14 protein-coding genes are annotated in these 25,115 nt (G+C 73.5%); all 14 read left to right on the top strand.

Annotated features, from left to right (window positions below):
• Positions 1-176: 176 nt before the first annotated feature.
• The gene (locus BLT97_RS06890; protein WP_093607875.1) at positions 177-2,282 is read left to right on the top strand and encodes an ATP-binding protein; all 2,106 of its coding nucleotides are present in this window, start codon (positions 177-179) and stop codon (positions 2,280-2,282) included.
• Between the two features lie 401 nt (positions 2,283-2,683).
• Positions 2,684-4,330, top strand: a complete 1,647-nt coding sequence (locus BLT97_RS06885; protein ID WP_093607874.1) for a PucR family transcriptional regulator — start codon at positions 2,684-2,686, stop codon at positions 4,328-4,330.
• A gap of 243 nt (positions 4,331-4,573) precedes the next feature.
• Positions 4,574-6,019 carry an aldehyde dehydrogenase family protein gene (locus BLT97_RS06880; RefSeq protein WP_093607873.1) on the top strand — a complete coding sequence of 482 codons (1,446 nt, stop codon included), beginning with the start codon at positions 4,574-4,576 and terminating at the stop codon, positions 6,017-6,019.
• 84 nt (positions 6,020-6,103) lie between these two features.
• The gene (locus tag BLT97_RS06875) at positions 6,104-8,257 is read left to right on the top strand and encodes a protein kinase domain-containing protein (RefSeq protein ID WP_093607872.1); all 2,154 of its coding nucleotides are present in this window, start codon (positions 6,104-6,106) and stop codon (positions 8,255-8,257) included.
• 182 nt (positions 8,258-8,439) lie between these two features.
• The gene (locus BLT97_RS06870; protein WP_093607871.1) at positions 8,440-10,476 is read left to right on the top strand and encodes an outer membrane protein assembly factor BamB family protein; all 2,037 of its coding nucleotides are present in this window, start codon (positions 8,440-8,442) and stop codon (positions 10,474-10,476) included.
• 576 nt (positions 10,477-11,052) lie between these two features.
• A complete protein-coding gene (locus BLT97_RS06865; protein WP_107406995.1) occupies positions 11,053-13,278 on the top strand; it encodes a serine/threonine-protein kinase in 2,226 nt (741 codons plus the stop codon).
• 172 nt (positions 13,279-13,450) lie between these two features.
• Positions 13,451-15,388 (top strand): acyl-CoA dehydrogenase family protein, encoded by a 1,938-nt coding sequence (locus BLT97_RS06860; RefSeq protein ID WP_093607869.1) that lies wholly within the window; start codon positions 13,451-13,453, stop codon positions 15,386-15,388.
• A gap of 101 nt (positions 15,389-15,489) precedes the next feature.
• On the top strand, positions 15,490-17,322 hold the full coding sequence (locus BLT97_RS06855; RefSeq protein ID WP_093607868.1) for an arabinofuranosyltransferase: 1,833 nt from the start codon (positions 15,490-15,492) through the stop codon (positions 17,320-17,322).
• A 54-nt stretch (positions 17,323-17,376) separates the two neighbouring features.
• A complete protein-coding gene (gene dxr, locus BLT97_RS06850) occupies positions 17,377-18,669 on the top strand; it encodes a 1-deoxy-D-xylulose-5-phosphate reductoisomerase (RefSeq protein WP_093607867.1) in 1,293 nt (430 codons plus the stop codon).
• Positions 18,666-19,967, top strand: a complete 1,302-nt coding sequence (locus BLT97_RS06845; RefSeq protein WP_093607866.1) for a M50 family metallopeptidase — start codon at positions 18,666-18,668, stop codon at positions 19,965-19,967. The genes dxr and BLT97_RS06845 overlap by 4 nt, the downstream gene beginning before the upstream one ends.
• Before the next feature lie 171 nt (positions 19,968-20,138).
• On the top strand, positions 20,139-21,296 hold the full coding sequence (gene ispG / locus BLT97_RS06840; RefSeq protein ID WP_093607865.1) for a flavodoxin-dependent (E)-4-hydroxy-3-methylbut-2-enyl-diphosphate synthase: 1,158 nt from the start codon (positions 20,139-20,141) through the stop codon (positions 21,294-21,296).
• Between the two features lie 250 nt (positions 21,297-21,546).
• Positions 21,547-22,389, top strand: coding sequence for a GNAT family N-acetyltransferase (locus tag BLT97_RS06835; protein WP_093608324.1), 843 nt, complete (start codon positions 21,547-21,549; stop codon positions 22,387-22,389).
• Between the two features lie 28 nt (positions 22,390-22,417).
• On the top strand, positions 22,418-22,963 hold the full coding sequence (locus tag BLT97_RS06830) for a GNAT family N-acetyltransferase (RefSeq protein WP_093607864.1): 546 nt from the start codon (positions 22,418-22,420) through the stop codon (positions 22,961-22,963).
• A gap of 140 nt (positions 22,964-23,103) precedes the next feature.
• On the top strand, positions 23,104-24,801 hold the full coding sequence (locus BLT97_RS06825) for a proline--tRNA ligase (RefSeq protein ID WP_093607863.1): 1,698 nt from the start codon (positions 23,104-23,106) through the stop codon (positions 24,799-24,801).
• The last annotated feature ends 314 nt before the right edge of the window (positions 24,802-25,115 follow it).

The following is a 25,115-nucleotide window of genomic DNA, read 5'->3' as shown; positions in this document are numbered from 1 at the left end:
CCTGCCCAGGGCGGCCGCCGCCGAACCGGCTGTTTCGGGACGGTGCGGGACCGGGGATGAAGAAACAGGCGTCCACCCGCACCCGAGGTGGCGCGGAACCGTGAACTCCCCATGCGCGCCGACTAAATTGAGGCACCGCACACGACCGACGGACCGGCAGGTCAGGGGGCAAGGCCATGGACACCGAGGGACATCAGGAGCCGCGCGCGACGCGCCACGCACCGGTACCGCCACCGCGCCCCACGCACGCCCCCGGCGCGGGCGCCCCTCAGCAGTCCCGCGGGCAGGAGTTCCTGGCGTGGCTGCGGGCGCCGCGGCCGGTGGCGTTGCCGGGTGTCTGGCGCCTCAACCATCGTCCGCGTCCGGCGGAGGAGCCCGACCGGATTCCTGGAAGGCAGCTCCTGAGCGGTGCGCTGATCGCGTTCCTGTGCGGCTGGCTGCTGTGGTCACTCCTGTGGAACAGCTACCTGGGGGACTGGTGGCTGTGGCCGCTGCTTGCCGTGATCCCCGACCACTGGTTCCAGGGCCCTGCTGACGGGCGCGTCGCTTACGCGGTCTCGTCAAACGCCTACTACCTGATCGTTGCCGTGGGCATCATGGTCGCCGTCGGCCGCCTCGGCCGCTGGTCCGAGGTCTGGCAGCGCTACATCGCACCCCGCTTCAAGCGTCCCGAACCCCGTCAGGCCCCGCCCGCCACGCCCCAGGAGGACCCGGCCCGCTGGCCCCACCTGCGGGCCGCCGGCGCCGAGCAGGCCGCCGACAAGCTGGCCGCCGAGGCCGGCGCGGGACGGATGCGGGACGTGGACCTCGCCCGGATCGAGCGCGCCTGGCAGTCCGTGGCCTCCGGCCGCCACCCCCTCGCCTCCTTCACACGCGCCGTGCTCACCGACGGTGCCGCCGCCTGCCTGCACCCCTCCGGCGCCCGGGACCTCGCCGCCCGCACGGCACGCCACGACCTGCGCACCGGGCAGGTCCGGCTCGGCACGGCGGCGGACGACCAGCGCAACCCGTACGCCTACCGCGGCACCGGACTCGCACTCGGCCCCGAGCTGCTCGGCACGAGCTTCCTCGCCGTCGGCCCCGCCGGCTCCGGCAAGACCGGCAGTGTGATCCGGCCGCTCGCCGAGGCCCTGTGCCTCCAGGCACTCGCGGGCCGCGCGGCCGTGGTGGTCGTCGGCGCGGCGGGCGCGGGGCTCGGACCGTCCGAGAACTACGACGTGGTGATCCGTGTCGGCCATCCCGACTCCGAGTACGACTTCGACCTCTACGGTGGTACGGGCGACCCTGACGAGGCCGCCGCCGTTCTCGCCGAGGCGCTCGTGGGCGATCTCGCCGACCCGCACCCGGGCGGGGACAGCCGCCGCTCGGCCACCGTGCTCGCCCAGCTGCTGGGCCCGTACCGCGCGGTCCACGGCCGCTTCCCCTCCGTACCGGAGCTGCGCGAGCTGCTCGACGGCGCGCCCGGTCCGCTCGGCGATCTGCGCAAGGCGCTGGACGAGGCGGGCGACGAGGCGATGCTGCGCGAACTGGACGCGCGCGAGCGGCAGTTGGGGACGGCCGGAGACCCGGGCTCGCTGCTCGCGGACCGTGTCGCCCTGCTCGACCGCCCCGCCTTCGCCGCCTTCTTCGACACGACGGGCCAGGCGCAGCCGTTCTCGCTGCGCGCCCTCGACCACCCCGTACGCGTCCGGATCGACCTGCCCGAACGCGGCCACGCGGACGCCTCGCGGATCCTCGCCCGCCTGGTCCTCGCCCAGTTCACGGCGAGCGCCGCGCACCGCGAGGACCGCTCGCTCTTCGCCTGCCTCATCCTCGACGACGCCGCCCGCACCATCACGCCCGAGGCGGTCCGCGGCATCCAGCGGCTCCGCTCGGCGAACGCGGGCACGGTGCTCACCCTCCGTACGCTCGACGAGGTCGCCGCGCCCCTGCGCACCGCGCTGCTCGGGGCGGCGGGCTGCCGGATGGCGCTCTCCGGGGTCACGCCCTGGGACGGCCAGCAGTTCGCGGAGGTCTGGGGCAAGGAGTGGATCGAGGCGCGGGACGTCACCGACCGGCAGATCGTGGCGGACGAGCCGCTGACGAAGGTCTCCCATTTCGTACGGAAGGTCATCACCGGCAAGGCGCCCACGGCTCAGTCCGTGACCGTCCGCCAGGTGGAGCGCGAACGCTGGTCGGCCTCGGAGCTGGCCCACTCCGTACCGCCCGGACATGCGGTCCTGTCCTTGACGACGGTCCGCGGGGAGCACGCGCCGCCGCTGCTGGTGGATCTGCGCGGCTGAGGGCGGCTTCCGGGTCTCGGGTGGCCGTCGGGTCTCGGGCGGCCTTCGGATCCGACAGCGGCCCGGACCGGTCGTACGGGCCGACGGTCGCTGTGGGCGTCGGGCCGTCGCTCCACGGTCCCTCCCCCTGCGTGTCCCACGAGGGTTCGAGATAGCCGGAGCGCGGGGGTCTGCCGCTCGCACTGGTCACCGAACGGAGCCGCGCGCCAGGCGGCAGGGTCCGGCGAGCTCCGCAGCCGGGGCGCCACCTGACCGGTGCGCACCTTCCCGCACAGCAGCCGCACAGAATCGCCATGGGCCATACAACTTGTCCATACACTGAGGCAGAATTGCCCTGCTCGCTTCATACGCCCCGGCCAAAAGCCGACAAGTCGCCCCGCCCCCGAAAGTCCGGAAGGCCCATGCCGCCCACGCTTGCCTCGCTCGTCCACCACTCCGCGCTCAAACTCCGTGTGCGCGCGGGTGAGGACCGGCTGGACACCCCGGTGCGCTGGGCCCACGTCAGCGAGCTCGCCGACCCCGTGCCGTACATGGAAGGCGGCGAGCTGCTCCTGATCACGGCGCTGAAGCTGGACGCCGAGGACCCGGACGCGATGCGCCGCTACGTGAAGCGGCTGGTCGGCGCGGGCGTGATCGGGCTCGGCTTCGCGGTCGGCGTCAACTACGAGGACATCCCGGACGCACTCGTGGCCGCCGCGGCCGACGAAGGGCTGCCGCTGCTCGAAGTCCCGCGCCGCACCCCGTTCCTGGCGATCAGCAAGGCCGTGTCGGCGGCCATCGCGGCCGACCAGTACCGGTCCGTGACGGCCGGGTTCGCCGCACAGCGCGAGCTCACACGCCAAGCGCTCGCGGGCGGCCCCGAAGGGCTGCTCGGCGCGCTGGCCGCGCAGGTGGACGGCTGGGCGGCGCTGTACGACGCCTCGGGCGCCGTGGTCGCCACCGCGCCCGACTGGGCCGCGCGCCGCGCCGCCACGCTCACCGCGGACGTGGAGCGCCTCCGCTCCCGGCCCGCGCCCGCGAGCCTGGTCGTCTCCGGCGCCGACGACCGGGTCGAACTGCACTCCATCGGCACCGGCCGCCGCCCGCGCACCGCGCTCGCCGTCGGCACGGCGGGCAGTCTCGGCACCGCCGAGCGCTATGCCGTGCACTCCGCGATCGCCCTGCTCACCCTCACCACGGAGCGCTCACGCTCACTGCACTCCGCCGAGCAGCGGCTCGGGGCCGCGGTCCTGCGCATGCTGCTCGCGGGCGAGCCCACCCATGCGCGTACGGTCGCGGGCGATCTGTACGGCGGGCTGCTCGACGCCCCGTTCCGGCTCCTGGTCGCCGAGACCGTCTCGGCCTCCGCCCGGGTCGCCGCCGATGTGCACGCCCCGCTGCCCTCCGAGCCCGCCGCCGACGCCGCGGCCGACGAGGACCCGCTGGTCGCCCTCGCCGACGTGGTCGAGGCGGCGGCCGCCCACTCCGGCGAGGCCGTGCTCGTCGTGCCCGACGGGGGCGACCGCCTCGTCGTCCTGATGTCCGACGGAGGAGCGGCGGCCTCGGCCTGTACCGAGCACGCGCGCCAGCTGGAGACCGCCCGTGCCGCGGGCCGCGAACAGCCCGCCGCCGAGACCGACGACCTGGTGGTCGGCCTGTCCGCGCCCGCCGGACCCATCGCCGCGGCCGCCGCGTACAAGCAGGCCGAGCAGGCGCTCTCGGTGGCGCGCCGGCGCGGCCGCTTCCTCGTCGAGCACGAGTCGCTCGCGGCCGGCTCGGTCCTGCCGCTGCTGGCCGACGACGCGGTACGGGCCTTCGCGGACGGGCTGCTCAGGGCGCTGCACGAGCACGACGCGACGGGCCGGGGCGACCTCGTCGAGTCCCTGCGGGCCTGGCTGTCGCGGCACGGACAATGGGACGCGGCGGCGGCCGACCTCGGGGTGCACCGGCACACCCTGCGCTACCGGATGCGGCGGGTCGAGGAGATCCTGGGCCGCTCGCTCGACGACGCGGACGTCCGGATGGAGCTGTGGCTCGCGCTGAAGGCCACGGCGGCGGCGTCGGAGTAGTCCGCGGCGCCGATGTCGCCGAGGCACCGCGAGGTTCCGGGCAGACACCGCGAGGTACCGGGCTGAGCTTCCGGGCAGGCATCGCGAGCTTCCGGGCTGAGGTTCCGGGCTGAACAGGTGCCCCTCGGGCCAAAACGCCCACCCGACTACTACGCCCCGGATAAAAGCCCACCTGTCCCCGCACCCCTACGGTGGGAAGTGACCCCACACAAAAACCTGCACCACCCGCGGAAGGGCCCGGCCATGACCGAAACCCATGCCTTCTGGCTCGCCGGCCGCCAGGCCACCGGCGAGACCACCTTCGACGTCACCTCCCCCTGGGACGGCTCCACCGTCGGCGCCGTGAGCGTGCCGACCGACGCGCAGGTCGAGGAGGCGGTGGCCGCCGCGTATGCCGTACGGGACGAGTTCGCCGCGACGCCCGCCCACGTACGGGCCGCCGCGCTCGACCACGTCAGCAAGCGCCTCGTCGAGCGCACCGAGGAGATCGCCCGGCTGATCTCCGCCGAGAACGGCAAGCCCATCAAGTGGGCCCGCGGCGAGGTCGGCCGCGCCGTCTCCGTGTTCCGCTTCGCCGCCGAGGAGGCCCGCCGCTTCAACGGCGGCGAGGCCCAGCGCCTCGACACCGACGCCGGCGGCCAGGGCCGTCTCGCCCTGACCCGCCGCTTCCCCAAGGGCGTCGTCCTCGGCATCGCGCCGTTCAACTTCCCGCTGAACCTGTGCGCGCACAAGGTCGCCCCGGCCATCGCCGTCGGCACCCCGATCATCCTCAAGCCGGCCCCCGCCACCCCGCTGAGCGGCCTGATCCTCGGCGAGCTGCTCGTCGAGACCGAGCTGCCCGCCGGCTCCTGGTCCGTCCTGCCGGTCGCCAACGACCACATGCCGCAGCTGGTCCAGGACGAGCGCCTGCCCGTCATCTCCTTCACGGGCTCCGACAAGGTCGGTTACCAGATCATGGACTCGGTGCCGCGCAAGCACCTCACCCTCGAACTGGGCGGCAACGGCGCGGCCGTGGTCCTCGCCGACTACGCGAGCGACGAGGACCTGGACTGGGCGGCGACCCGCATCGCCACCTTCTCCAACTACCAGGGCGGCCAGTCCTGCATCTCGGTGCAGCGCGTCATCGTCGACGAGTCCCTGCACGACCGCCTGCTCCCGCGCATCGTCAAGGCCGTCGAGTCCCAGGTCACCGGCGACCCGTCGGACGACAAGACCGACGTCGGCCCGCTAGTCAGCGAGGACGCTGCCAAGCGCGTCGAGTCCTGGGTCGACGAGGCCGTCAAGGCCGGCGCCCAGCTCCTGGCCGGCGGCCGCCGCGAGGGCGCCTCGTACGCGCCGACCGTCCTCGCCGACGTGCCGGCCGACGTGACGATCTCCTGCGAGGAGGTCTTCGGACCGGTCCTCACCGTGCAGAAGGTCAGCGGCGAGGCCGAGGCCTTCGCGGCCGTCAACGACTCCAAGTACGGCCTCCAGGCAGGCGTGTTCACGCACGACGTGCAGACCGCCTTCCGTGCCCACCGCGCCCTCGAGGTCGGCGGCGTGATCATCGGTGACGTCCCCTCCTACCGCGCCGACCAGATGCCGTACGGCGGCGCCAAGCAGTCGGGCGTGGGCCGCGAGGGCGTGCGCTTCGCGATGGACGACTACACGTACGAGCGCGTGATGGTGTTCACCGGCATCCAGCTCTGACGCACAAGCACGAAGCCGAACTCCCGTCCCGGTCGCGGAACTCCCGCTACCGAGGCGGGAGTTCCGCTGTCACCATGGCGCGTCATGGGGGAGCGGGAACGGCACGGGGCGCGGGACCGGCACGGGGAGCCGGACCGGCGCATCGGGCCGTACACGCTCGTCGCCCGGCTCGGCGAGGGCGGTATGGGCGCCGTGTACCTGGCGCGGGACGCCCGCCGACGGCCGGCCGCCGTGAAGGTGCTCCGGGCCGAACTCGCCCGCGACCAGGGGATGGTGCGGCGGTTCCGGCGCGAGGCCGACGCCGCCGCGGCGGTACGGGGACGGGGCGTGGCCCGGCTGCTCGGCCACGGCCTCGACGGTCCCGTACTGTGGATCGCCGCCGAGTTCCTCGCCGGGCCCACCTTGCACCAAGCGGTGCAGGTCTGCGGGACCTTCGACGAGGGCGGGGCCCGCGCGCTCGGCACCGAACTGGCCTGCGCGCTCATGGTCATCCACGGCGCGGCTCTCGTGCACCGCGACCTCAAGCCGTCCAACATCGTGCTCACCCGGGACGGCCCCCGCGTCATCGACTTCGGCATCGCACGGCCCGAGTACGGCCTGACGCTCACCGACCCGGGCACCGCCCCCGCGACCCCCGGCTATGCGCCGCCCGAGCAGGTGACCGGGCGGCGCAGCGGCCCGGCCGCCGACGTCTTCGCGCTCGGCGCGGTGCTCGCCTTCGCCTGCACCGGGCGTGCGCCGTTCGGTTCGGGGCATCCCGCGGCCGTCAACTTCCGTGTCGTGCACGAGAGTCCGGACCTCGCCGGGGTCCCGCCCGCGCTAGGCCCCCTGCTGCGGGACTGCATGGCCAAGGACCCCGCCGCCCGGCCGCGGCCGGCGGACCTGCCCGCGCTGCTCGGCGCGGCCGGCCGGCGCGGTGAACTGCCCTGGCGCAGCCCGCCGTTGAGCGGCGAGATCGAGCGCCTTGGCCGCGAGGCCGAGGAGCGACTCGCCGAGCGGGACACGGAGAGCCGGCCGCCGCGCCGGCGCACCGTCCTGGCCGCGTCGGGCAGCGCGGTGCTCGCCGCGGGCGGCGGGGTGCTCGCATGGTGGCTCGCGCGGGACAGGCGCACAGGACCCCGGGTCAGCGACAGCGGGGTTCCGTACGCGAAGCCGCTCGCGCGCCCCGAACCAGGCGCTGTTCCCGACCCGTTGTGGTTCGCGGACGGCATCGCGCCCGACGGGCCCGATCCGCTCGCCGTGGACCGGGTCGTCGTGGCCCCGGCGGGCGGCGGCCTCGCCGCATGGCGTCAGGACACCGGTGTACGGATGTGGTCCTGGCCGGGACACGGCGCGCCCGACCGCCACGGGCCGCTGCTCGCCGCCGGCCGTCACCTGCTCGTCGTCACCCGGGGCGGCCGCCTGACCGCACTCGACGCGCGGTCCGGCGAGGTGGCCTGGGACACCACCGAGGCGGACGCGGCGCAGGCCCTCGCCGTCGACGGGACGCATGCCTACGTGCTCGACCGCCGGCGCGCCGTCGTGGCAGTCGAGCGGGAAGGGCACCGGGTGCGCTGGCGCTCGCGTGAGGGCATCACCTCGGACGGGCCGGCCGGCGCCGCGGTCGCGGACGGCAGGCTCCTGGTGTGCGACCGGGACGGGAAAGGGGTCGCGTTCGACACCGCGACCGGCGACGTCGCGTGGCGCAGGGACTTCGGGCCGGTCAAGCCCTACGACGCGGCGCGCGGCCTGCGGCCCGCCGTGCACGAGGACAGGTTCTGCGTGGGCGGCGACCGGATCGCCGTCGTGCGGGCCCGGGACGGCGGCCTGCGCTGGGCGAAGGACCGCGACACCACCTTCGCCCCGCGCTCCTGGGGTGCTCCCGCGGTCGCGGAAGGTCACCTGTATGTGCCGCGGCCCGCGCTCAGCACCCGCGAGCTGATCTGCCTGGACGTCGCCGACGGGTCACAGGTGTGGGCCTCCGACGTCGGATACGCCGACGACGTGTTCGGCGCCGATCTGCTGCCCGTCCAGGCCGTCGTGCGGGAGGGCGATGCCCTGTACGTACCGCTGGGCGCCGAGCGCCGCTACGGCAAGCTCGGGCACGACCGGGGCGTGGCCGTCCTGGACGCGGTCACGGGTGCCGAACTGTGGGTGCTCAGCGACGACTCCACGCAGGTGGGCTGGCGCCTTGCGGCCGCTGCGGGCCGCGTGTTCGTGACGCGGGGAGAGCGACTGAGGGCGATGCCCACGTGGTGACCGTGTGCCGAGGGGTGCCGGCGGGGCGGAAGGGCGCCGACGCCTGCACGGACGGCGCGTCCGCACCCTCGGAGGTCCGAGGGAACGCACCCTCATGAATCCGGCATTCCGGGGCTACCCTGCCCTAGGTGCGCGCCGATCCCGGCCGGGGGGCGGGAGGCGTGTGCTCGGGGGAATGGCTCATGGAAGACCTGCACCGAGGCGATCCGCGCGCCCTGGGACCGTACCGGCTGCTCGCCGTGCTCACGGCGGCGGGCGGCGAGCGCCGCTACCTCGCCCACGGAGCCCGGGGGACGTCCGGGCATGTGGAATTCACCCTGGTCCAGGGGGAGTCCACGGACTCGCTGGCGCTGCTGCGGGCCGTCGCCGGACCCGGATTCGTGGCCTGCGCCGATGCCGCGCCCGACGCGGATCCGCCCTGGTTCGTCTGCGGCTACGTCCCGTCGCTGACCCTCGCCGAGGTGCGCGGGCTGCTGTACGGAGGACTGCCGGAAGCGGCCGTACGCGGCATCGGCGCCGAACTCGCGGGCGCGCTCGCCCGGTTGCACGCGCTGGGCGCCGCCCATGGCGCGGTCACGCCGGACGCGGTGCTGCTCGGGGCCGGCGGGGCGCGGCTCGTCCGGCCCAGGGGGACGGGCGCCGCCGCCGACGACGTGGCCGCGCTCGCCGCCGTACTCGAAGACGCCGCCGGCGGCCGGCCACCGGACGGCGACCTGCTCGCGCGCTGCCGGCAGGAGGACCCCGCGCTGCGGCCGTCCGCCGCGGAGCTGGCGGCACACTGGGCCGGCGGGGGCTCCTACGCCTTGCCCGCGCGCCTGGTCGGTGCGCTCGCGCGGGAGGCGGAGTCGGCGCTGGAGCGGGAGGCGTCGGCGCCGGTCCCGCAGCCCGCTCCCCGACGTGCCGAGGGGGAGGCCGCCGCGGATGACGCGGGCGCCCGCGTCACGGGGACCGCGTCGCGCCGGGCCCTCCTCGCGGCCGCGGGCGGACTCGTCCTCGGCGCCGGGGGCGTCACCGGCTGGGTTCTGGCCCGCGGCGGCACCGAGGCGCTCACCTCGCCGGGGGCACGGCCCGCGCCGGCCGCGTCGGTCCGTGTGCCGCGCGGCACCGCACCGCCGGCGCTGTGGCGTTACGAGGCGAAGTCGGGTCGTGCGATCACCGCGCACATCACCGTCGGAGCGGAGGAGGTCGTCTGCGTCCCCGAACCTCCCCTGCTCACCGCGGTGCATCTCGACACCGGTGAAGTCCTGTGGAGGCGCGAGGACTTCGCGGAGCGGACGCCCGTGGTGCCGATCGCCGGCCAGATCGTGACCGTACGGTCCGACAAGTTCTCGGGCCTGTCCCTGCGTACCGGTGAAGACCTGTGGACCGAACCGATGAGTGTGATGGGCGGCCGGGGCAGGCTCGTCCTCGTGGGCGCCTTCCTCGACCCGGAGAGGCTCATCTACCACGCGGCCCTCCCGGAGGGCGGCTCCCTGGCCACCCATCAGCCGTATGTGGTGGCCGTGGGGGCGGCCGACCGCGAGGAGCGCTGGAAGCTGAAGGTCAGGTACGGGGCGCCCGGGGGCATCGAGGTGACGGACCTGCCGGACCTCGGCGACCGCTGCCATGTCCTCGAACGCCGCCACCCCCGCGGCGTCCGGATCTACGGCATCGACGGGCGTACGGGCCGCAAGCATTGGGAGCGGGTGCACGACTGGCCCGAGGAGCTGTCCGGACTCGGTTACGACCCGTACTCCGAGCAGCTCGTCGAAGTGTTCCAGGGACGGCTGCGGGCCGCGCCGGTCGAGGCGAAGGCACCGGCCTGGAGCCTCGACCTGTACGAGCAGCCCGACGGACCCTCGCGCGGAGCGAACACCGAGCAGGGCCCCCGGGCGAAGGGTGTCCCCGACCCGCTGTACTACGTCGCGGGACCGCACCAGACCGTGCACGCCATCGACCTCGCGCGCCGCCGCGAGCACTGGCGGCACCCGCTGGGGGTGGAACCCGAACGCGACGAGGTCACGCGCCAGGTGATCCCGCCCTGGATCCGCATCACCTCCTCGGGCCGCACGCTCCTGGTCGGCCACCGCGCGGGCGTGGTCGCGCTCGACGCGCGCACCGGCAGGGAGCACTGGCGTTTCGCCGTCGCGCACCCTGCCGACGGCTACCGGGTCCACACATGGGGCCGACGCGCCCTGGTCGTCAACGGGCAGGCGGTCTATGCCCTTCCGGTGACGTGAGCGGCGGCAGCGGGGGCGGAGCGCGGGGCACCGCGACGGACGTGAGGAATCGCGATGACGGATGAGCACCGTACGGGACCGGCCGCTGAGGGCCCGCGGGGCGGGGAGAGGGGCGAGGAGGGGGTGACTGAGGGGGTGCGCAACGAGGAGCGGTCTGACGTCCTCGGGCCTGAGGACGCGAGGCCCGAGGAGCCGCGCGACGAGGCGGGGCCCGAGGAGCCGCGCGACGAGGCGGGGCCCGCCGAGGACGCGGTCCCTCGCGTAAGGGGTGAGGACGTGCGTACCGGGGCGCCCGAACCGGACGCGCCCACCCGCAAGTTGAGCCCGGCCCGCGGCGGAGGCCGGCACGTGAACGGAGGACGGCCGGCACCCGCCCCGCGCTCTTCCGGCACGCCACCCACGCCGCACAGCACGCCACCGCCCTCGCACAGCACGCCACCCACGCCGCACAGCACGCCGCCCTCACCGCACGGCGGCACACCACCAGGCCGCCTCTTCGCCACACCACCCGGCCACTCCTCCGCCACACCGTCCCCAGCCCCCTCACCCGAGCACCTCCCCGACACCCTCACCCCCTTGTCCGCGAGCGATCCCGAGTCCATCGGCGGGCACACCCTCCTCGCGCGCCTCGGCTCGGGTGGCATGGGCGTCGTCTATCTCGCGCGTACGCAGGCGGGGCGCACGGTCGCCCTCAAGACGTTGCGGCCCGAGTACGCCGCGGACGACGAGCTGCGCGGCCGGTTCGGGGAGGAGACGCGGGCCGCCCACCGCCTGGGCGGAGCCGAGCACTTCCCCGCGTTCGCGGACGAGGGCGAGGGCTGGTTCGCCACCGCGTACGTGCTGGGCCCCTCGCTCGCCGAGGCGGTCACCGCGTACGGCCCGTGGCAGGAACCCGCCGTACGCGCCCTGGTGGCCCAACTCGCCGACGCGCTCGGCACGGTGCACCGCGCCGGCTACGCACACCGCGACCTCAAGCCGTCCAACGTCCTGCTCACGCCCGCGGGCCCGCGCCTGATCGACCTGGGCGTCGCCCGGCCCACCACCACGGACCCGCGGAGCACCCCGTACCCGCCGGCCCCCGGCGCGCACACCCCGGGCTCCGCCCCGCGCCCACGAACCCCCGGCACCCCCGCCTACATGGCTCCCGAACAGGCCGCGGGCGACAGTCCCGGTGACGCGGCGACCGACGTGTACGCCCTCGGTGCGCTGCTGGTGTTCGCCGCCACCGGGCGGCCGCCGCACGGCGAGGGCGAACCGGCGGACGTCCTCTACCGGATCGCCCACGAGGCACCCTCCCTCGAAGCCGTCCCCGACTCGCTGCGTCCGCTGGCCGCCGCGTGCCTGGCCCGCGACCCGGCCGCCCGGCCCACGCCGTCCGGGATACGCGAACGGGCGGGCGCCACCGGCTGGTTCGGGGACCGCCTGCCCCCGGCGGTGCTCGCCGACATCGCCGCGCGGACGGCACACGCGGGCGCGATCGGCGTACGAAGGCACCCGGCGCGGCCCGCCGAGCCGCCCCCCACCCGCCGCCGCGCCCTGCTCCTGGGGGCCGGCGCGCTGGCCGCCGCGGGCGCTGCCGCCTGGTGGCTCACGAGGCAGGAGGGCGGCGGCCCCACCGCACCCCCGCGCACCTCCCGGCCCCCGGCCCGCGACGCGGGCGGAGCCCCGCGCCCGCTGTGGACGTTCCGGGGTGACATCAGCGACAAGGGATTCGTGTCCGCCATGCCGTTCGGGGAGACCGTTGTCGTCCCCGGCGCCGCCGACGGCGTCCTGATCGGCCTCGACGCCGATCGCGGCACCCAGCGCTGGACCACCCGTGCGGGCACCGGCATCCCCGTGCCCTGTGCGGGCGCCTGCGTCCTGCCGGCCGAGGAGCCCGACGGCCGGCTCGTGGGGGTCGAGGCGGCGGACGGGCGCACCTGGTCCACCGGACCGCTGGACCTGGACATGACCCGGATGCTGAGCCCGTTCGCGGGCTTCGACGCCCGCGCCGTCTATCTCGTGGGGCACGCCACGGGCAGCGCTCCGGACACGCCCGCGCAGGAGCTCGACCGCTTCCTCGTCGCGTACGACATCGAGGAGCGCAGGATCCTGTGGCGCAGGAGGCTCGGGCGCAGCCGGGCGCGCCTGGCGACGATGGGCGGCAACGAACGGTACGGCGCGCTCCTGGAGACCGACGCGGTCACCGCGTACCGCCTCGAGGACGGCGAGCAGGTCTGGCGCCGCGCCCTCGCGACCGAGCGGACCGTCATCTCGCGCGAGACCGGCGCGGCCCGCCGGGCCATCGCCTCCGACAACCGCACCCTCGTCATCAGCGGCCGAGGCTGTCTCGTCCTCGAGCTCGCCGACGGCCGCACCGTCTGGAGTCTCGATCCGGAGGAGGCCGAGGAGGGGATGACCGAGCAGCAGAAGGGCCGGACCTTGTACGGGGCGGCGGTCATCGACGGCGAGGAGATCTATCTGCCGTTCCTCGGCCGCGAGTTGTGGGTGGTCCGGCGCGATCGCCGCAAGCGGGCCCGCGAGGGCGGCAGCTGGATCTGGAAGTCCACGGTCCGCCTCGCCGAACCGCCCGCCGCGCCCCCCGAGTCCGTGGGCCCGTACCTCTTCCCGGCGCTCTCGGACCAGGCCGATGCCGCGGCGATCGCCGTGCGGCGGCGCACGATGCGAACCGCCTGGACGTACACGATCCCGGACGAACCCACCGGCGTGATCCGCTACGCGTCCGCCGCGGGGCGCCTCTACATCACCCGGGGCCACACGCTCACGGTGCTGCCCGTCGAGCAGGGCGGGGGCGACGCCTGACCGGAGGACGGGGGCCACGCCTGACCTGCACCGCTCGCGCGAACGCTGCAAGAGGACTGGTGGCCCGGGGACGAATCGGGTACCAACGATCCAGTAGCACCAGCCAGTAACCGACCGGGGCAAGATCGGGCCAACCGGCCCGGAAGCCCTCTTCGCGGCGAGGTGAGCCTGGATGAGCGCAGCACCGCAGAAACCGTCCGTGAGCGAGCGCGAGGCCCGCCAGGTCGCCGAGGCCGCCCGCGAGCAGGACTGGCGCAAACCCAGCTTCGCCAAGGAGCTGTTCCTCGGCCGCTTCCGGCTCGACCTGGTCCACCCGCATCCGATGCCCCCCGACGAGGACGCCCGGCGGGGTGAGGAATTCCTCGCCAAACTGCGGGACTTCTGCGAGACGCGGATCGACGGGGCGCGGATCGAGCGCGAGGCGCGGATCCCCGACGAGGTGATCAACGGGCTCAAGGAGCTCGGCGCCCTCGGCATGAAGATCGACACGAAGTACGGCGGGCTCGGCCTGACGCAGGTCTACTACAACAAGGCCCTCGCCCTCGTCGGCTCCGCCAACCCGGCGCTCGGCGCGCTGCTCTCGGCCCACCAGTCCATCGGCGTCCCGCAGCCGCTGAAGCTCTTCGGCACCCAGGAGCAGAAGGACGCCTTCCTGCCGCGCCTGGCCCGTACGGACATCTCCGCGTTCCTGCTCACCGAGCCCGACGTCGGCTCCGACCCCGCGCGGCTGGCCACCACCGCCACCCCCGACGGCGAGGACTACATCCTCGACGGCGTGAAGCTGTGGACCACGAACGGGGTCGTCGCGGATCTGCTGGTGGTGATGGCGCGGGTCCCGAAGTCCGAGGGCCACAAGGGCGGAATCACCGCGTTCGTCGTCGAGGCGGCGGCCGAGGGCGTCACGGTCGAGCACCGCAACGCCTTCATGGGGCTGCGCGGCCTGGAGAACGGCGTCACACGCTTCCACCAGGTCAGGGTGCCCGCGGCGAACCGGATCGGCCCCGAGGGCGCCGGCCTGAAGATCGCCCTGACGACCCTCAACACCGGCCGGCTCTCCCTGCCCGCCATGTGCGTGGGCGCGGGCAAGTGGTGCCTGAAGATCGCCCGCGAGTGGTCGGGGGAGCGCGAGCAGTGGGGCAAGCCGGTGGCGCACCACGAGGCCGTCGGCAGCAAGATCTCCTTCATCGCGGCCACGACCTTCGCCCTGGAGGCGATCCTCGACCTCTCCTCGCAGATGGCCGACGAGGACCGCAACGACATCCGCATCGAGGCCGCACTCGCCAAGCTGTACGGCTCCGAGATGGCCTGGCTGATCGCCGACGAGCTCGTCCAGATCCGCGGCGGCCGCGGCTTCGAGACGGCGGAGTCGCTCGCCGCCCGCGGCGAACGCGCCGTCCCCGCCGAGCAGGTCCTGCGCGACCTGCGGATCAACCGCATCTTCGAGGGCTCGACCGAGATCATGCACCTGCTCATCGCCCGCGAGGCCGTGGACGCCCACCTCAAGGTGGCGGGCGACCTCATCGACCCGGACAAGTCCCTGTCCGACAAGGCGAAGGCGGGCGCGCGGGCCGGCGGCTTCTATGCGCGCTGGCTGCCGAAGCTGGTCGCGGGCCCGGGCCAACTCCCGCGCACGTACGGGGAGTTCCACCCGGACGGGCACGCCGACCTGTCCGGGCACCTCCGCTTCGTGGAACGCACCTCGCGCAAGCTCGCCCGCTCCACCTTCTACGCGATGTCCCGCTGGCAGGGCCGCATGGAGACCAAGCAGGGCTTCCTCGGCCGCATCGTCGACATCGGCGCGGAGCTCTTCGCGATGAGCGCGGCCTGCGTCCGCGCCGAACTCCTGCGCACCACCGAGGAGTACGGCCGCGAGGCCTACCAACTGGCCGATGTCTTCTGCCGCCAGTCCCGCATCCGCGTCGACGAGCTCTTCAACCGGCTGTGGACCAACACCGACGACCTGGACCGCAAGGTGGTCAAGGGAGTCCTGTCCGGTACGTACACGTGGCTGGAGAGCGGGATCGTCGACCTGAGCGGCGAGGGGCCGTGGATCGCGGACGCGGCCCCCGGACCGTCGAAGACGGACAACGTGCACCGGCCGATCCGCTGAGCCGACCGTCGCCGGGCGGTCAGGTGGCCGCCCGGCGACAAGTGGATGAAGGGTTGGCATAACGGGTCAACTTCGGCCCATTCGCCCTCGTTTGCGAGGGCATGACCGCCACCCTCACCCACCCACGCGCCTCCGCCGCCCGGCCGACGGAGCGCCCCGCCACGGCCCCGGACACCACCACCGCCCGGCCGCACCTGCTCCTCGGCGCCGTGCTCGCCGTGGCCGCGAGCCTGCTCGTGCAGTTCGCCGCCGCCCGCTTCCCCGTGGCCGAACCCACCCGCGCCGACGCCGTCGCGACCGCCACCACCACCGCGGCGCTCCTGGCCGCCCTCGCCTGCCTCGCGCTGCGCGGCCGGCCCGGGCTCGCCGCGTACCCTCTGCTCGGCGCCCTGCCCACCGCGATCCTCGCGCTGCCCCTGCACGGCACCCCGCTCTACCTCGGCGGGCTCGCGAGCGACAACCAGTTCCGTACGCAGTACGTGACGCGCTACGCGGCCGGAGCGGGCCTGGCCGACTACAACTTCGACGGGCTGCCCCCGCTCTACCCGCCCGCCTGGTTCTGGCTCACCGGCCGCGCGGCCGACCTCGCCGGGGTGGAGGCGTGGACCGCGTACAAGCCGGCCGCGATCACCACGATGGCCCTCGGCACCGCACTCGCCCACGGGCTGTGGACCCGCATCGTGCGGCCCCGGCTCGCCCTGCCCCTCGCGGTGGCCACCCTTCTGAGCGCGTTCCAGGCCCCGGCGTTCGGGGTGCACGAGCCGTACGCCTGGCTGGTCGTCGCCCCCATGCCGCCGCTCGCCGTCCTCGCGTACCGCGCCCTCGCCGCCCGCCGCACCCCACGCGCCGCCCTGCTCGGCTGCGGCCTTTACCTGGGCCTCGCCTCGCTGACGTACACCCTCCTCGCCGCGTTCTGGGCCTTCGCCCTGACGGTCATGGCGGCCACGCTCGCCCGCCGCCACGGCCCGCGCACCCAGCTCCTGCGCCTGCTCACCGTGGCCGGGACCGCCCTGCCCCTGATCCTCGTCGTCTGGGGCCCGTATCTCGCCGCCGCACTGCCCGCCGGGATGCCCCGCAACCCCGCCCTGCGCTTCATCCCCGTCCAGCAGACCTCCTTCCCGCTGCCGATGACCGAGGTGTCCGTCACGGGTCTGCTCTGCCTGGCCGGCACGGTCTGGCTGCTCGCCCGCGCCCGCCGCGACACCCTCGCCCGCGCCCTGCTCCTCCTGGTCGGCGCCTGTTATCTCTGGTGTCTGCTCAGTCAGTTGGCGGTCCTGGCCGGCGCGAGCCTGCTGTCCTTCCGCGTGCATCCGGTCCTGTTCGCCGCGCTGTACGCCGCTGGGGTCTGCGCCGCCGCGGCAGCCGTACGGAGGCTGCGCGAGCAGGCACGGCCCGTGGCCGTCGCCGCCGTGGCGACCGTCCTCGCGCTCTCCGTCGTGCAGAACGTCCCGGTGCACCTGCGCGAGGAGTTCGACCACGCCCGCGGACCGCGCCCGCCCGCCGATCTGATCCGCACGATCGGGCAGCTCACCGGCCGCCCGCCGCAGGACCTCACCGTCCTCACCGACCAGTACCGCCTCCTGTCCGGCGCCCCCTTCCACGGCTACCTGACCGCCGAACCGGTCTACGCCCACCCGCTGGCCGACTTCGCGGGCCGCACCGAGGAAGTGCGGCGCTGGTCACGGCTCGACGACCCGGCCGCCTTCACCGCCCGGCTCGACCACGGCCCGTACGACGCCCCGGACGTCTTCGTGCTGCGCCGGACCGCGGGCGCGTACGCGATCGGGCTCGGCCGCGACAACTACCCGCACCAGCCCAACCGCATCGCACTCCCCACGCGCCTTCCTGCCGCCCTCTTCGCCCCCGCCGCCTTCGCACGCCGCGACGTCGGCCCGTACACCGTGCTGGTGCGGAAGGAAGTGATCCATACGTAGGGGAAAGGTGACACCGGGTCCTGGGAGCACAGGAGAAGGGGCAACAATGGGGGAATGAGCGACAGTCCAGCCCCCCTCGCCGACCCGCATCTGGTCTTCGACCCGGTGTCCGCCGACGACGGACCCCGCGAGATCGCGATCCTCGGCTCCACCGGCTCGATCGGCACGCAGGCCGTCGACCTCGTCCTGCGCAACCCGGACCGGTTCAAGGTCACGGCCCTGTCCGCGAACGGCGGCCGGCCGGGGCTCCTCGCCGAGCAGGCCCGGCAGCTGGACGTGCGCACCGTCGCCGTCGCGCAGGAGGCGGCCGTGCCCGCGCTGCGCGAAGCGCTGAAGGAGCAGTACGGAAGCGACGCGCTCCCCGAGATCCTGGCCGGCCCGGACGCCGCCACCGAGGTCGCGGCCTCCGCCTGCCACACCGTGCTCAACGGCATCACGGGCTCGATCGGTCTCGCCCCCACCCTCGCCGCCCTCGAAGCCGGCCGCACCCTCGCCCTCGCCAACAAGGAGTCGCTGATCGTCGGCGGCCCGCTGGTCAAGGCGCTGGCCAAGCCCGGCCAGATCATCCCGGTGGACTCCGAGCACGCGGCCCTGTTCCAGGCGCTCGCCGCCGGCACCCGCGCCGACGTCCGCAAGCTCGTCGTCACCGCGTCCGGCGGCCCCTTCCGCGGCCGTACGAAGGCGGAACTCGCGGACGTCACGCCCGAGGACGCGCTCGCGCACCCCACCTGGGCCATGGGCCCGGTCATCACCGTCAACAGCGCGACGCTGGTCAACAAGGGCCTGGAGGTCATCGAGGCGCACCTCCTCTACGACATCCCCTTCGACCGCATCGAGGTCGTCGTCCACCCGCAGTCGTACGTGCACTCCATGGTCGAGTTCACCGACGGCTCCACCCTCGCCCAGGCCACCCCGCCGGACATGCGCGGCCCGATCGCGATCGGCATCGGCTGGCCCGAGCGCATCCCCGACGCGGCCCCCGCCTTCGACTGGACCAAGGCCTCCAGCTGGGAGTTCTTCCCGCTCGACACCGAGGCCTTCCCGGCGGTGGGGCTCGCCCGGCACGTGGGGGAGCTCGCAGGGACGGCCCCGGCGGTGTTCAATGCCGCCAACGAGGAGTGCGTGGCGGCCTTCCTGAAGGGCGCGCTGCCCTTCAACGGGATCATGGAGACCGTCACCGAGGTCGTCGCCGAACACGGCACACCCGCCGCGGGAACTTCCCTGACCGTCGCGGACGTCCTCGAAGCGGAGACCTGGGCGCGCGCCCGGGCCCGTGAACGGGCGGGACTGACCACCCGTACCGACCTCAGGGACAGCGACCGGACGACCGCGGAGGCTCGTGCATGACGACCTTGATGATGATCCTCGGCATAGTCGTCTTCGTGATCGGCCTGCTGTTCTCGATCGCCTGGCATGAACTGGGGCACCTGTCCACGGCCAAGCTCTTCGGGATCCGCGTGCCGCAGTACATGGTCGGCTTCGGGCCCACCATCTGGTCGCGCAAGAAGGGCGAGACCGAGTACGGCATCAAGGCCATTCCGCTCGGCGGCTACATCCGCATGATCGGCATGTTCCCGCCCGGTCCCGACGGGAAGCTCGAAGCGCGCTCCACCTCGCCGTGGCGCGGCATGATCGAGGACGCCCGCTCGGCGGCCTTCGAGGAGCTGAGGCCCGGCGACGAGACGCGGCTGTTCTACACGCGCAAGCCGTGGAAGCGCGTGATCGTCATGTTCGCCGGACCGTTCATGAACCTGATCCTGGCCGTGGCGATCTTCCTCGGCGTCCTGATGACCTTCGGCTGGAACGAGCAGACGACCAACGTCGGCCGGGTCTCCGACTGCGTCATCTCCGCCAGCGAGAACCGCACGTCCTGCAAGAAGGGCGACACCCCCGCGCCCGCCAAGGCCGCGGGCCTGAAGGCCGGCGACAAGATCGTGGCGTTCAACGGGGAGCGGATCGACGACTGGGGCACGCTCCAGTCCCGTATCCGCGACACCATCGGACCCGCCACCATCACGGTCGAGCGCGACGGCGCCGAGAAGGTCCTGCACGCGACCCTGATCAAGAACCAGGTCAGCAAGACCGACGGCGACGGCGGCTACGTCGAGGGCCAGTACGTGGACGCCGGCTTCCTCGGCTTCACGCCGGCCTCCGGCATCGTCGAGCAGTCCTTCACCGAGTCCGTGGACCGCATGGGCGAGATGATGCAGAACGGTGTGGAGTCGCTGATCGCGCTCCCGTCGAAGATCCCCGACCTGTGGGACGCGGCCTTCGGCGACGGGGAGCGGGGGCAGGACTCCCCGATGGGCGTGGTCGGTGCGGCCCGCGTGGGCGGCGAGGTGTTCACGCTCGACATCCCGCCGGAGAACCAGATCGCGATGATGCTGTTCCTGGTCGCGGGCTTCAACCTGTCGCTGTTCCTCTTCAACATGCTCCCGCTGCTCCCGCTGGACGGCGGCCACATCGCGGGTGCGCTGTGGGAGTCGGTGCGGCGCAAGGTGGCCCGGCTGTTCAAGCGGCCCGACCCGGGGCCGTTCGACGTGGCGAAGCTGATGCCCGTCGCGTACGTGGTGGCCGGCATCTTCGTCTGCTTCACCCTGCTCGTCCTGATCGCCGACGTCGTCAACCCGGTGACGATCAGCTGATCACCCGTTGTCCACCGTGGCCGGGCACCCTTGGTGTCCGGCCACCCCCTTCGGGTGGGAGGGACGGCCGCGGTGTGCCCGGGCACCCGGCCGTGGCGTAATCTCGAACGCTGGAGCCCGCCCATCCCGGGACCTTGATCCACACCTCCACACCTTGGGGTTGCACAGCAGATGACTGCGATTTCTCTGGGAATGCCGTCCGTACCGGTCAAGCTCGCCGAGCGCCGCCGCTCGCGGCAGATCCAGGTCGGCACCGTGGCGGTCGGCGGCGACGCGCCCGTCTCCGTGCAGTCGATGACCACGACGCGCACGTCCGACATCGGCGCCACGCTCCAGCAGATCGCCGAGCTCACCGCCTCCGGCTGCCAGATCGTGCGCGTGGCCTGCCCGACGCAGGACGACGCGGACGCGCTGGCCACCATCGCGAAGAAGTCGCAGATCCCCGTGATCGCCGACATCCACTTCCAGCCGAAGTACGTGTTCGCCGCGATCGAGGCCGGCTGCGCGGCGGTCCGCGTCAACCCGGGCAACATCAAGCAGTTCGACGACAAGGTCAAGGAGATCGCCCAGGCGGCGAAGGACCACGGCACCCCGATCCGCATCGGGGTCAACGCCGGTTCGCTCGACGCCCGCCTCCTGAAGAAGTACGGCAAGGCCACGCCCGAGGCGCTGGTCGAGTCGGCCCTGTGGGAGGCCTCCCTCTTCGAGGAGCACGGCTTCCGCGACATCAAGATCTCGGTGAAGCACAACGACCCGGTCGTGATGGTCAACGCCTACCGCCAGCTCGCCGCCCAGTGCGACTACCCGCTGCACCTCGGCGTCACCGAGGCGGGCCCCGCCTTCCAGGGCACCATCAAGTCGGCCGTCGCCTTCGGCGCGCTCCTGTCGGAGGGCATCGGCGACACCATCCGCGTCTCGCTGAGCGCGCCCCCGGCCGAGGAGGTCAAGGTCGGCATCCAGATCCTGGAGTCGCTCAACCTGCGCCAGCGCCGCCTGGAGATCGTCTCCTGCCCGTCCTGCGGCCGCGCCCAGGTCGACGTCTACAAGCTGGCCGACGAGGTGACCGCCGGCCTCGAAGGCATGGAGGTCCCGCTCCGCGTCGCCGTCATGGGCTGCGTCGTCAACGGTCCGGGCGAGGCCCGCGAGGCCGACCTCGGCGTCGCCTCCGGCAACGGCAAGGGCCAGATCTTCGTCAAGGGCGAGGTCATCAAGACCGTCCCGGAGTCGAAGATCGTCGAGACCCTGATCGAAGAGGCGCTGAAGATCGCCGAGCAGATGGAGAAGGACGGCGTGATGTCGGGCGAGCCGTCGGTCTCGGTCGCCGGCTGACCCGCCACCCCTGCGCTTCACCGTGCCCCGCCCGGCCCGCCCGGGCGGGGCACGGTGTGTTCCGTGGGTACGCGGAAGGCGCACCCTCGTGGGTGCGCGGAAGGCGCACCCTCCAGCCCTGACCGCCGCAGACCGCCCCCGGTACCGCCCCAGGACCGATGAGCGCACCCGCTGACGAGGGGCGGCGCACAACAGCGGCAGGTACAGTGCCAAGACCCGCAACCCGTACCGCGAAGGCCCCCGACCCGTGTTGACCCAGACGACCACCAGGGTGCTCGAGCCCGGCGATCTCGACGCCGCCCTCGAGGTCCTGGAGCGCGAGCCCGTGCACAACGCCTTCGTGACCAGCAGGGTCCAGGTGGCGGGGCTCGACCCGTGGCGCCTCGGCGGCGAGATGTGGGGCTGGTACGAGGACGGGGCCCTGAAGTCGCTGTGCTACGCGGGCGCCAACCTCGTCCCCATCTGCGCCGGCCCCGATGCCGTACGCGCCTTCGCCGACCGCGCCCGCCGGGCCGGCCGCCGCTGCTCCTCGATCGTCGGCCCGGCCGAGCCCACCGCCCTGCTGTGGAAGCTGCTCGAACCGAATTGGGGTCCCGCCCGCGAAGTCCGCGCCCACCAGCCCCTGATGGTCACGGACCGGATGCCCGACACCGTCACGCCCGACCCGTACGTCCGCCGGATCCGCAAGGACGAGATGGACGTGATCATGCCGGCGTGCGTGGCCATGTTCACCGAGGAGGTCGGGGTCTCCCCGCTCGCCGGCGACGGCGGCCTCCTCTACCAGGCGCGGGTGGCCGAACTCGTCGGCGCGGGACGCTCGTTCGCCCGTATCGAGGACGGCAAGGTCGTCTTCAAGGCCGAGATCGGCGCCGCCACCCCCACCGCCTGCCAGATCCAGGGCGTCTGGGTCGACCCCGCGTACCGCGGCCAGGGCCTGTCGGTCACGGGCATGGCGGCCGTCCTGCGCTATGCGCTCGCCGACGTCGCCCCCGTCGTCAGCCTGTACGTCAACGACTACAACACCCCCGCACGCGCCGCGTACCGCAGGGTCGGCTTCGAGGAAGTCGGCGCCTTCATGAGCGTGCTGTTCTGACCGCCGTACCGGGCGTTAGGGTTCCCGCATGACTGACGACGTCGTGATCGGGGCGCTCGACCTCGCCCTGCGGGTCGACGAGGCGCTGGCCGTGCAGGCCCGTGCGTTCGGGCTGAGCGACGACGAGATCGCGGTGCGCCGCCAGATCGTGCTCCGCCACCTCGGCCACCCCGGCGCCCGCGCCCTCGGCGCGACCACCCCCGACGGCCGTCTGGTCGGCTTCGTCTACGGCATGCCCAACGACCGCGCCCACTGGTGGTCCACGGTCGTGGAGCCGTATCTGCGCAGCCGCGAGCTGGACTTCTGGCTGGACGACTCCTTCGTGATCACCGAGCTGCACGTCGAACCCGCGTACCAGAACCGGGGCATCGGCCGCACCCTGATCACCACCATCACCGACTCCGCGGCCGAGCCCCGCTCGATCCTCTCGGCCATCGACTGGGAGAGCCCGGCGCGCGGCCTCTACCGGTCCCTCGGCTACCAGGACCTGGCCCGCCAGGTCCTGTTCCCGAGCGCCCCGAAGCCGTACGCGGTGATGGGCGCCCCGCTGCCGCTGCGGCGCCCGTCCGCCTGAGCCGGGCCCGCCCGTACGCCTGAGCCGGGCCCGCCCGTACGGAAACGGCTCCGCGGGCTCGGGGCAATCGATTAACACCGGGGCCCCGCACCCGGTTAACCTCCTTGGCATCCCAGTGATGCATCCCGCAGGAGTGAACCATGGCAGCCCAGGTCCAGCGCATGTCGAAGTTGATGGTCAAGACACTGCGCGACGACCCGGCGGACGCCGAGGTCCTCAGCCACAAGCTGCTCGTGCGCGCCGGTTACGTCCGCCGTACCGCCGCCGGCATCTGGTCCTGGCTGCCCCTAGGCAAGAAGGTGCTCGCCAACGTCGAGCGCGTGGTCCGCGAGGAGATGGACGCCATCGGCGCCCAGGAGGTCACTCTGCCCGCCCTCCTCCCCAAGGAGCCCTACGAGGCCACCGGCCGCTGGGAGGAGTACGGCGCCGAGCTGTTCCGCCTCAACGACCGCAAGGGCGGCGACTACCTCCTCGGCCCGACCCACGAGGAGATCTTCACGCTCCTGGTCAAGGACCAGTGCTCGTCCTACAAGGACCTGCCGGTGATCCTGTACCAGATCCAGTCGAAGTACCGCGACGAGGCCCGTCCCCGCGCCGGCATCCTGCGCGGCCGCGAGTTCCTGATGAAGGACTCGTACAGCTTCGACACCGCCGACGAGGGCCTCGCCGAGTCCTACGCGCTGCACCGCGCCGCCTACCAGCGGATCTTCGAGCGCCTCGGCCTCGACTACCGCATCTGCGCCGCGACCGCCGGCGCCATGGGCGGCTCGAAGTCCGAGGAGTTCCTCGCCCCGGCCGCGGCCGGCGAGGACACCTTCGCGGACTGCCCGAACTGCGACTACGCGGCCAACACCGAGGCGATCACGTACGCCCTGAAGCCGGTGGACTCCGCGGACGTCCCGGCCGTCGAGGAACTGGACACCCCGGACACCCCGACCATCGAGACGCTGGCCGCGCACCTGGACGTGCCGGCCTCCGCCACCCTCAAGAACCTCCTCGTGAAGGTCGACGGCGAGATCTTCGCCATCGGCGTCCCCGGCGACCGCGAGGTCGACATGGACAAGGTCGAGGCGCACTTCGCCCCGTCCGAGGTGGAGCTGGTGACGGCCGAGGACTTCGAGGGCCGCGAGGATCTCGTACGGGGCTACGTGGGCCCGCAGGGCCTGGAGAAGGTCACGTACCTCGCCGACCCGCGCATCGCCCCCGGCACCTCGTGGATCACGGGCGCCAACAAGGAGGGCAAGCACGCGAAGAACGTGGTCGCGGGCCGTGACTTCGAGGTCTCCGCGTACGTGGACGTCGTGGTCGTCGTCGAGGGCGACCCCTGCCCCTCCTGCGGTACCGGCCTCAAGCTGGACCGCGCCATCGAGATCGGCCACATCTTCCAGCTCGGCCGCAAGTACGCCGACGCCTTCCAGCTCGACGTCCTCGGCCAGAACGGCAAGCCGGTCCGCGTGACCATGGGTTCGTACGGCATCGGCGTCTCGCGCGCCGTCGCCGCACTCGCCGAGCAGCACGCCGACGAGCAGGGCCTGGTCTGGCCCGCGGAGATCGCCCCGGCCGACGTGCACGTGGTCGCGGCGGGCAAGGCCCTCCAGACCGAACTGGCCCTGGACGTCTCGGACAAGCTCGCCGCCGCGGGCGTCCGCGTCCTCGTGGACGACCGCCCGGGCATCTCGCCCGGCGTGAAGTTCACCGACTCCGAGCTCATCGGCGTCCCGAAGATCCTGGTGGCGGGCCGCCGCGCGGCCGACGGCATCGTCGAACTGAAGGACCGCCGCACGGGCGAACGCGAGGAACTCACGGTCGAGGAGGCAGTCGCCCGCCTCACGGCCTGACCCTGCACGCACCGAGAGCGCCCCGGCCTGCATGGGCTGGGGCGCTCTCGCGTGTACGGCGGGGGCGGGGCGCGGTGCTGCGGTACGGGGTGCACGGGCGCGGAGCCCCGCCGCGGTGCGTCCGGCGCGCTCCCGGTCATGCCTGTGCCCAGGTCTGTGGTCCGCCCCGCGTGCGGTCTCGTTTGGGGTCGGTGCCGGTCCGGGGTACCGGTTACACGGGCAATGGCGCCGTACGGCTGCGAGCGTGTGCGTCCGGGTGGGGAGCGCCCGTGTAACCGGCACCCCTCCCCGTCCCCTCACGCCCGGAGCGCGGC

The sequence above is a fragment of the Streptomyces indicus genome (assembly GCF_900100315.1).
In the GTDB taxonomy this organism is placed as follows: domain Bacteria; phylum Actinomycetota; class Actinomycetes; order Streptomycetales; family Streptomycetaceae; genus Streptomyces; species Streptomyces indicus.
The sequence above is the reverse complement of the archived record's forward strand: the minus strand, read 5'-3'. Positions and strand labels throughout refer to the sequence as shown.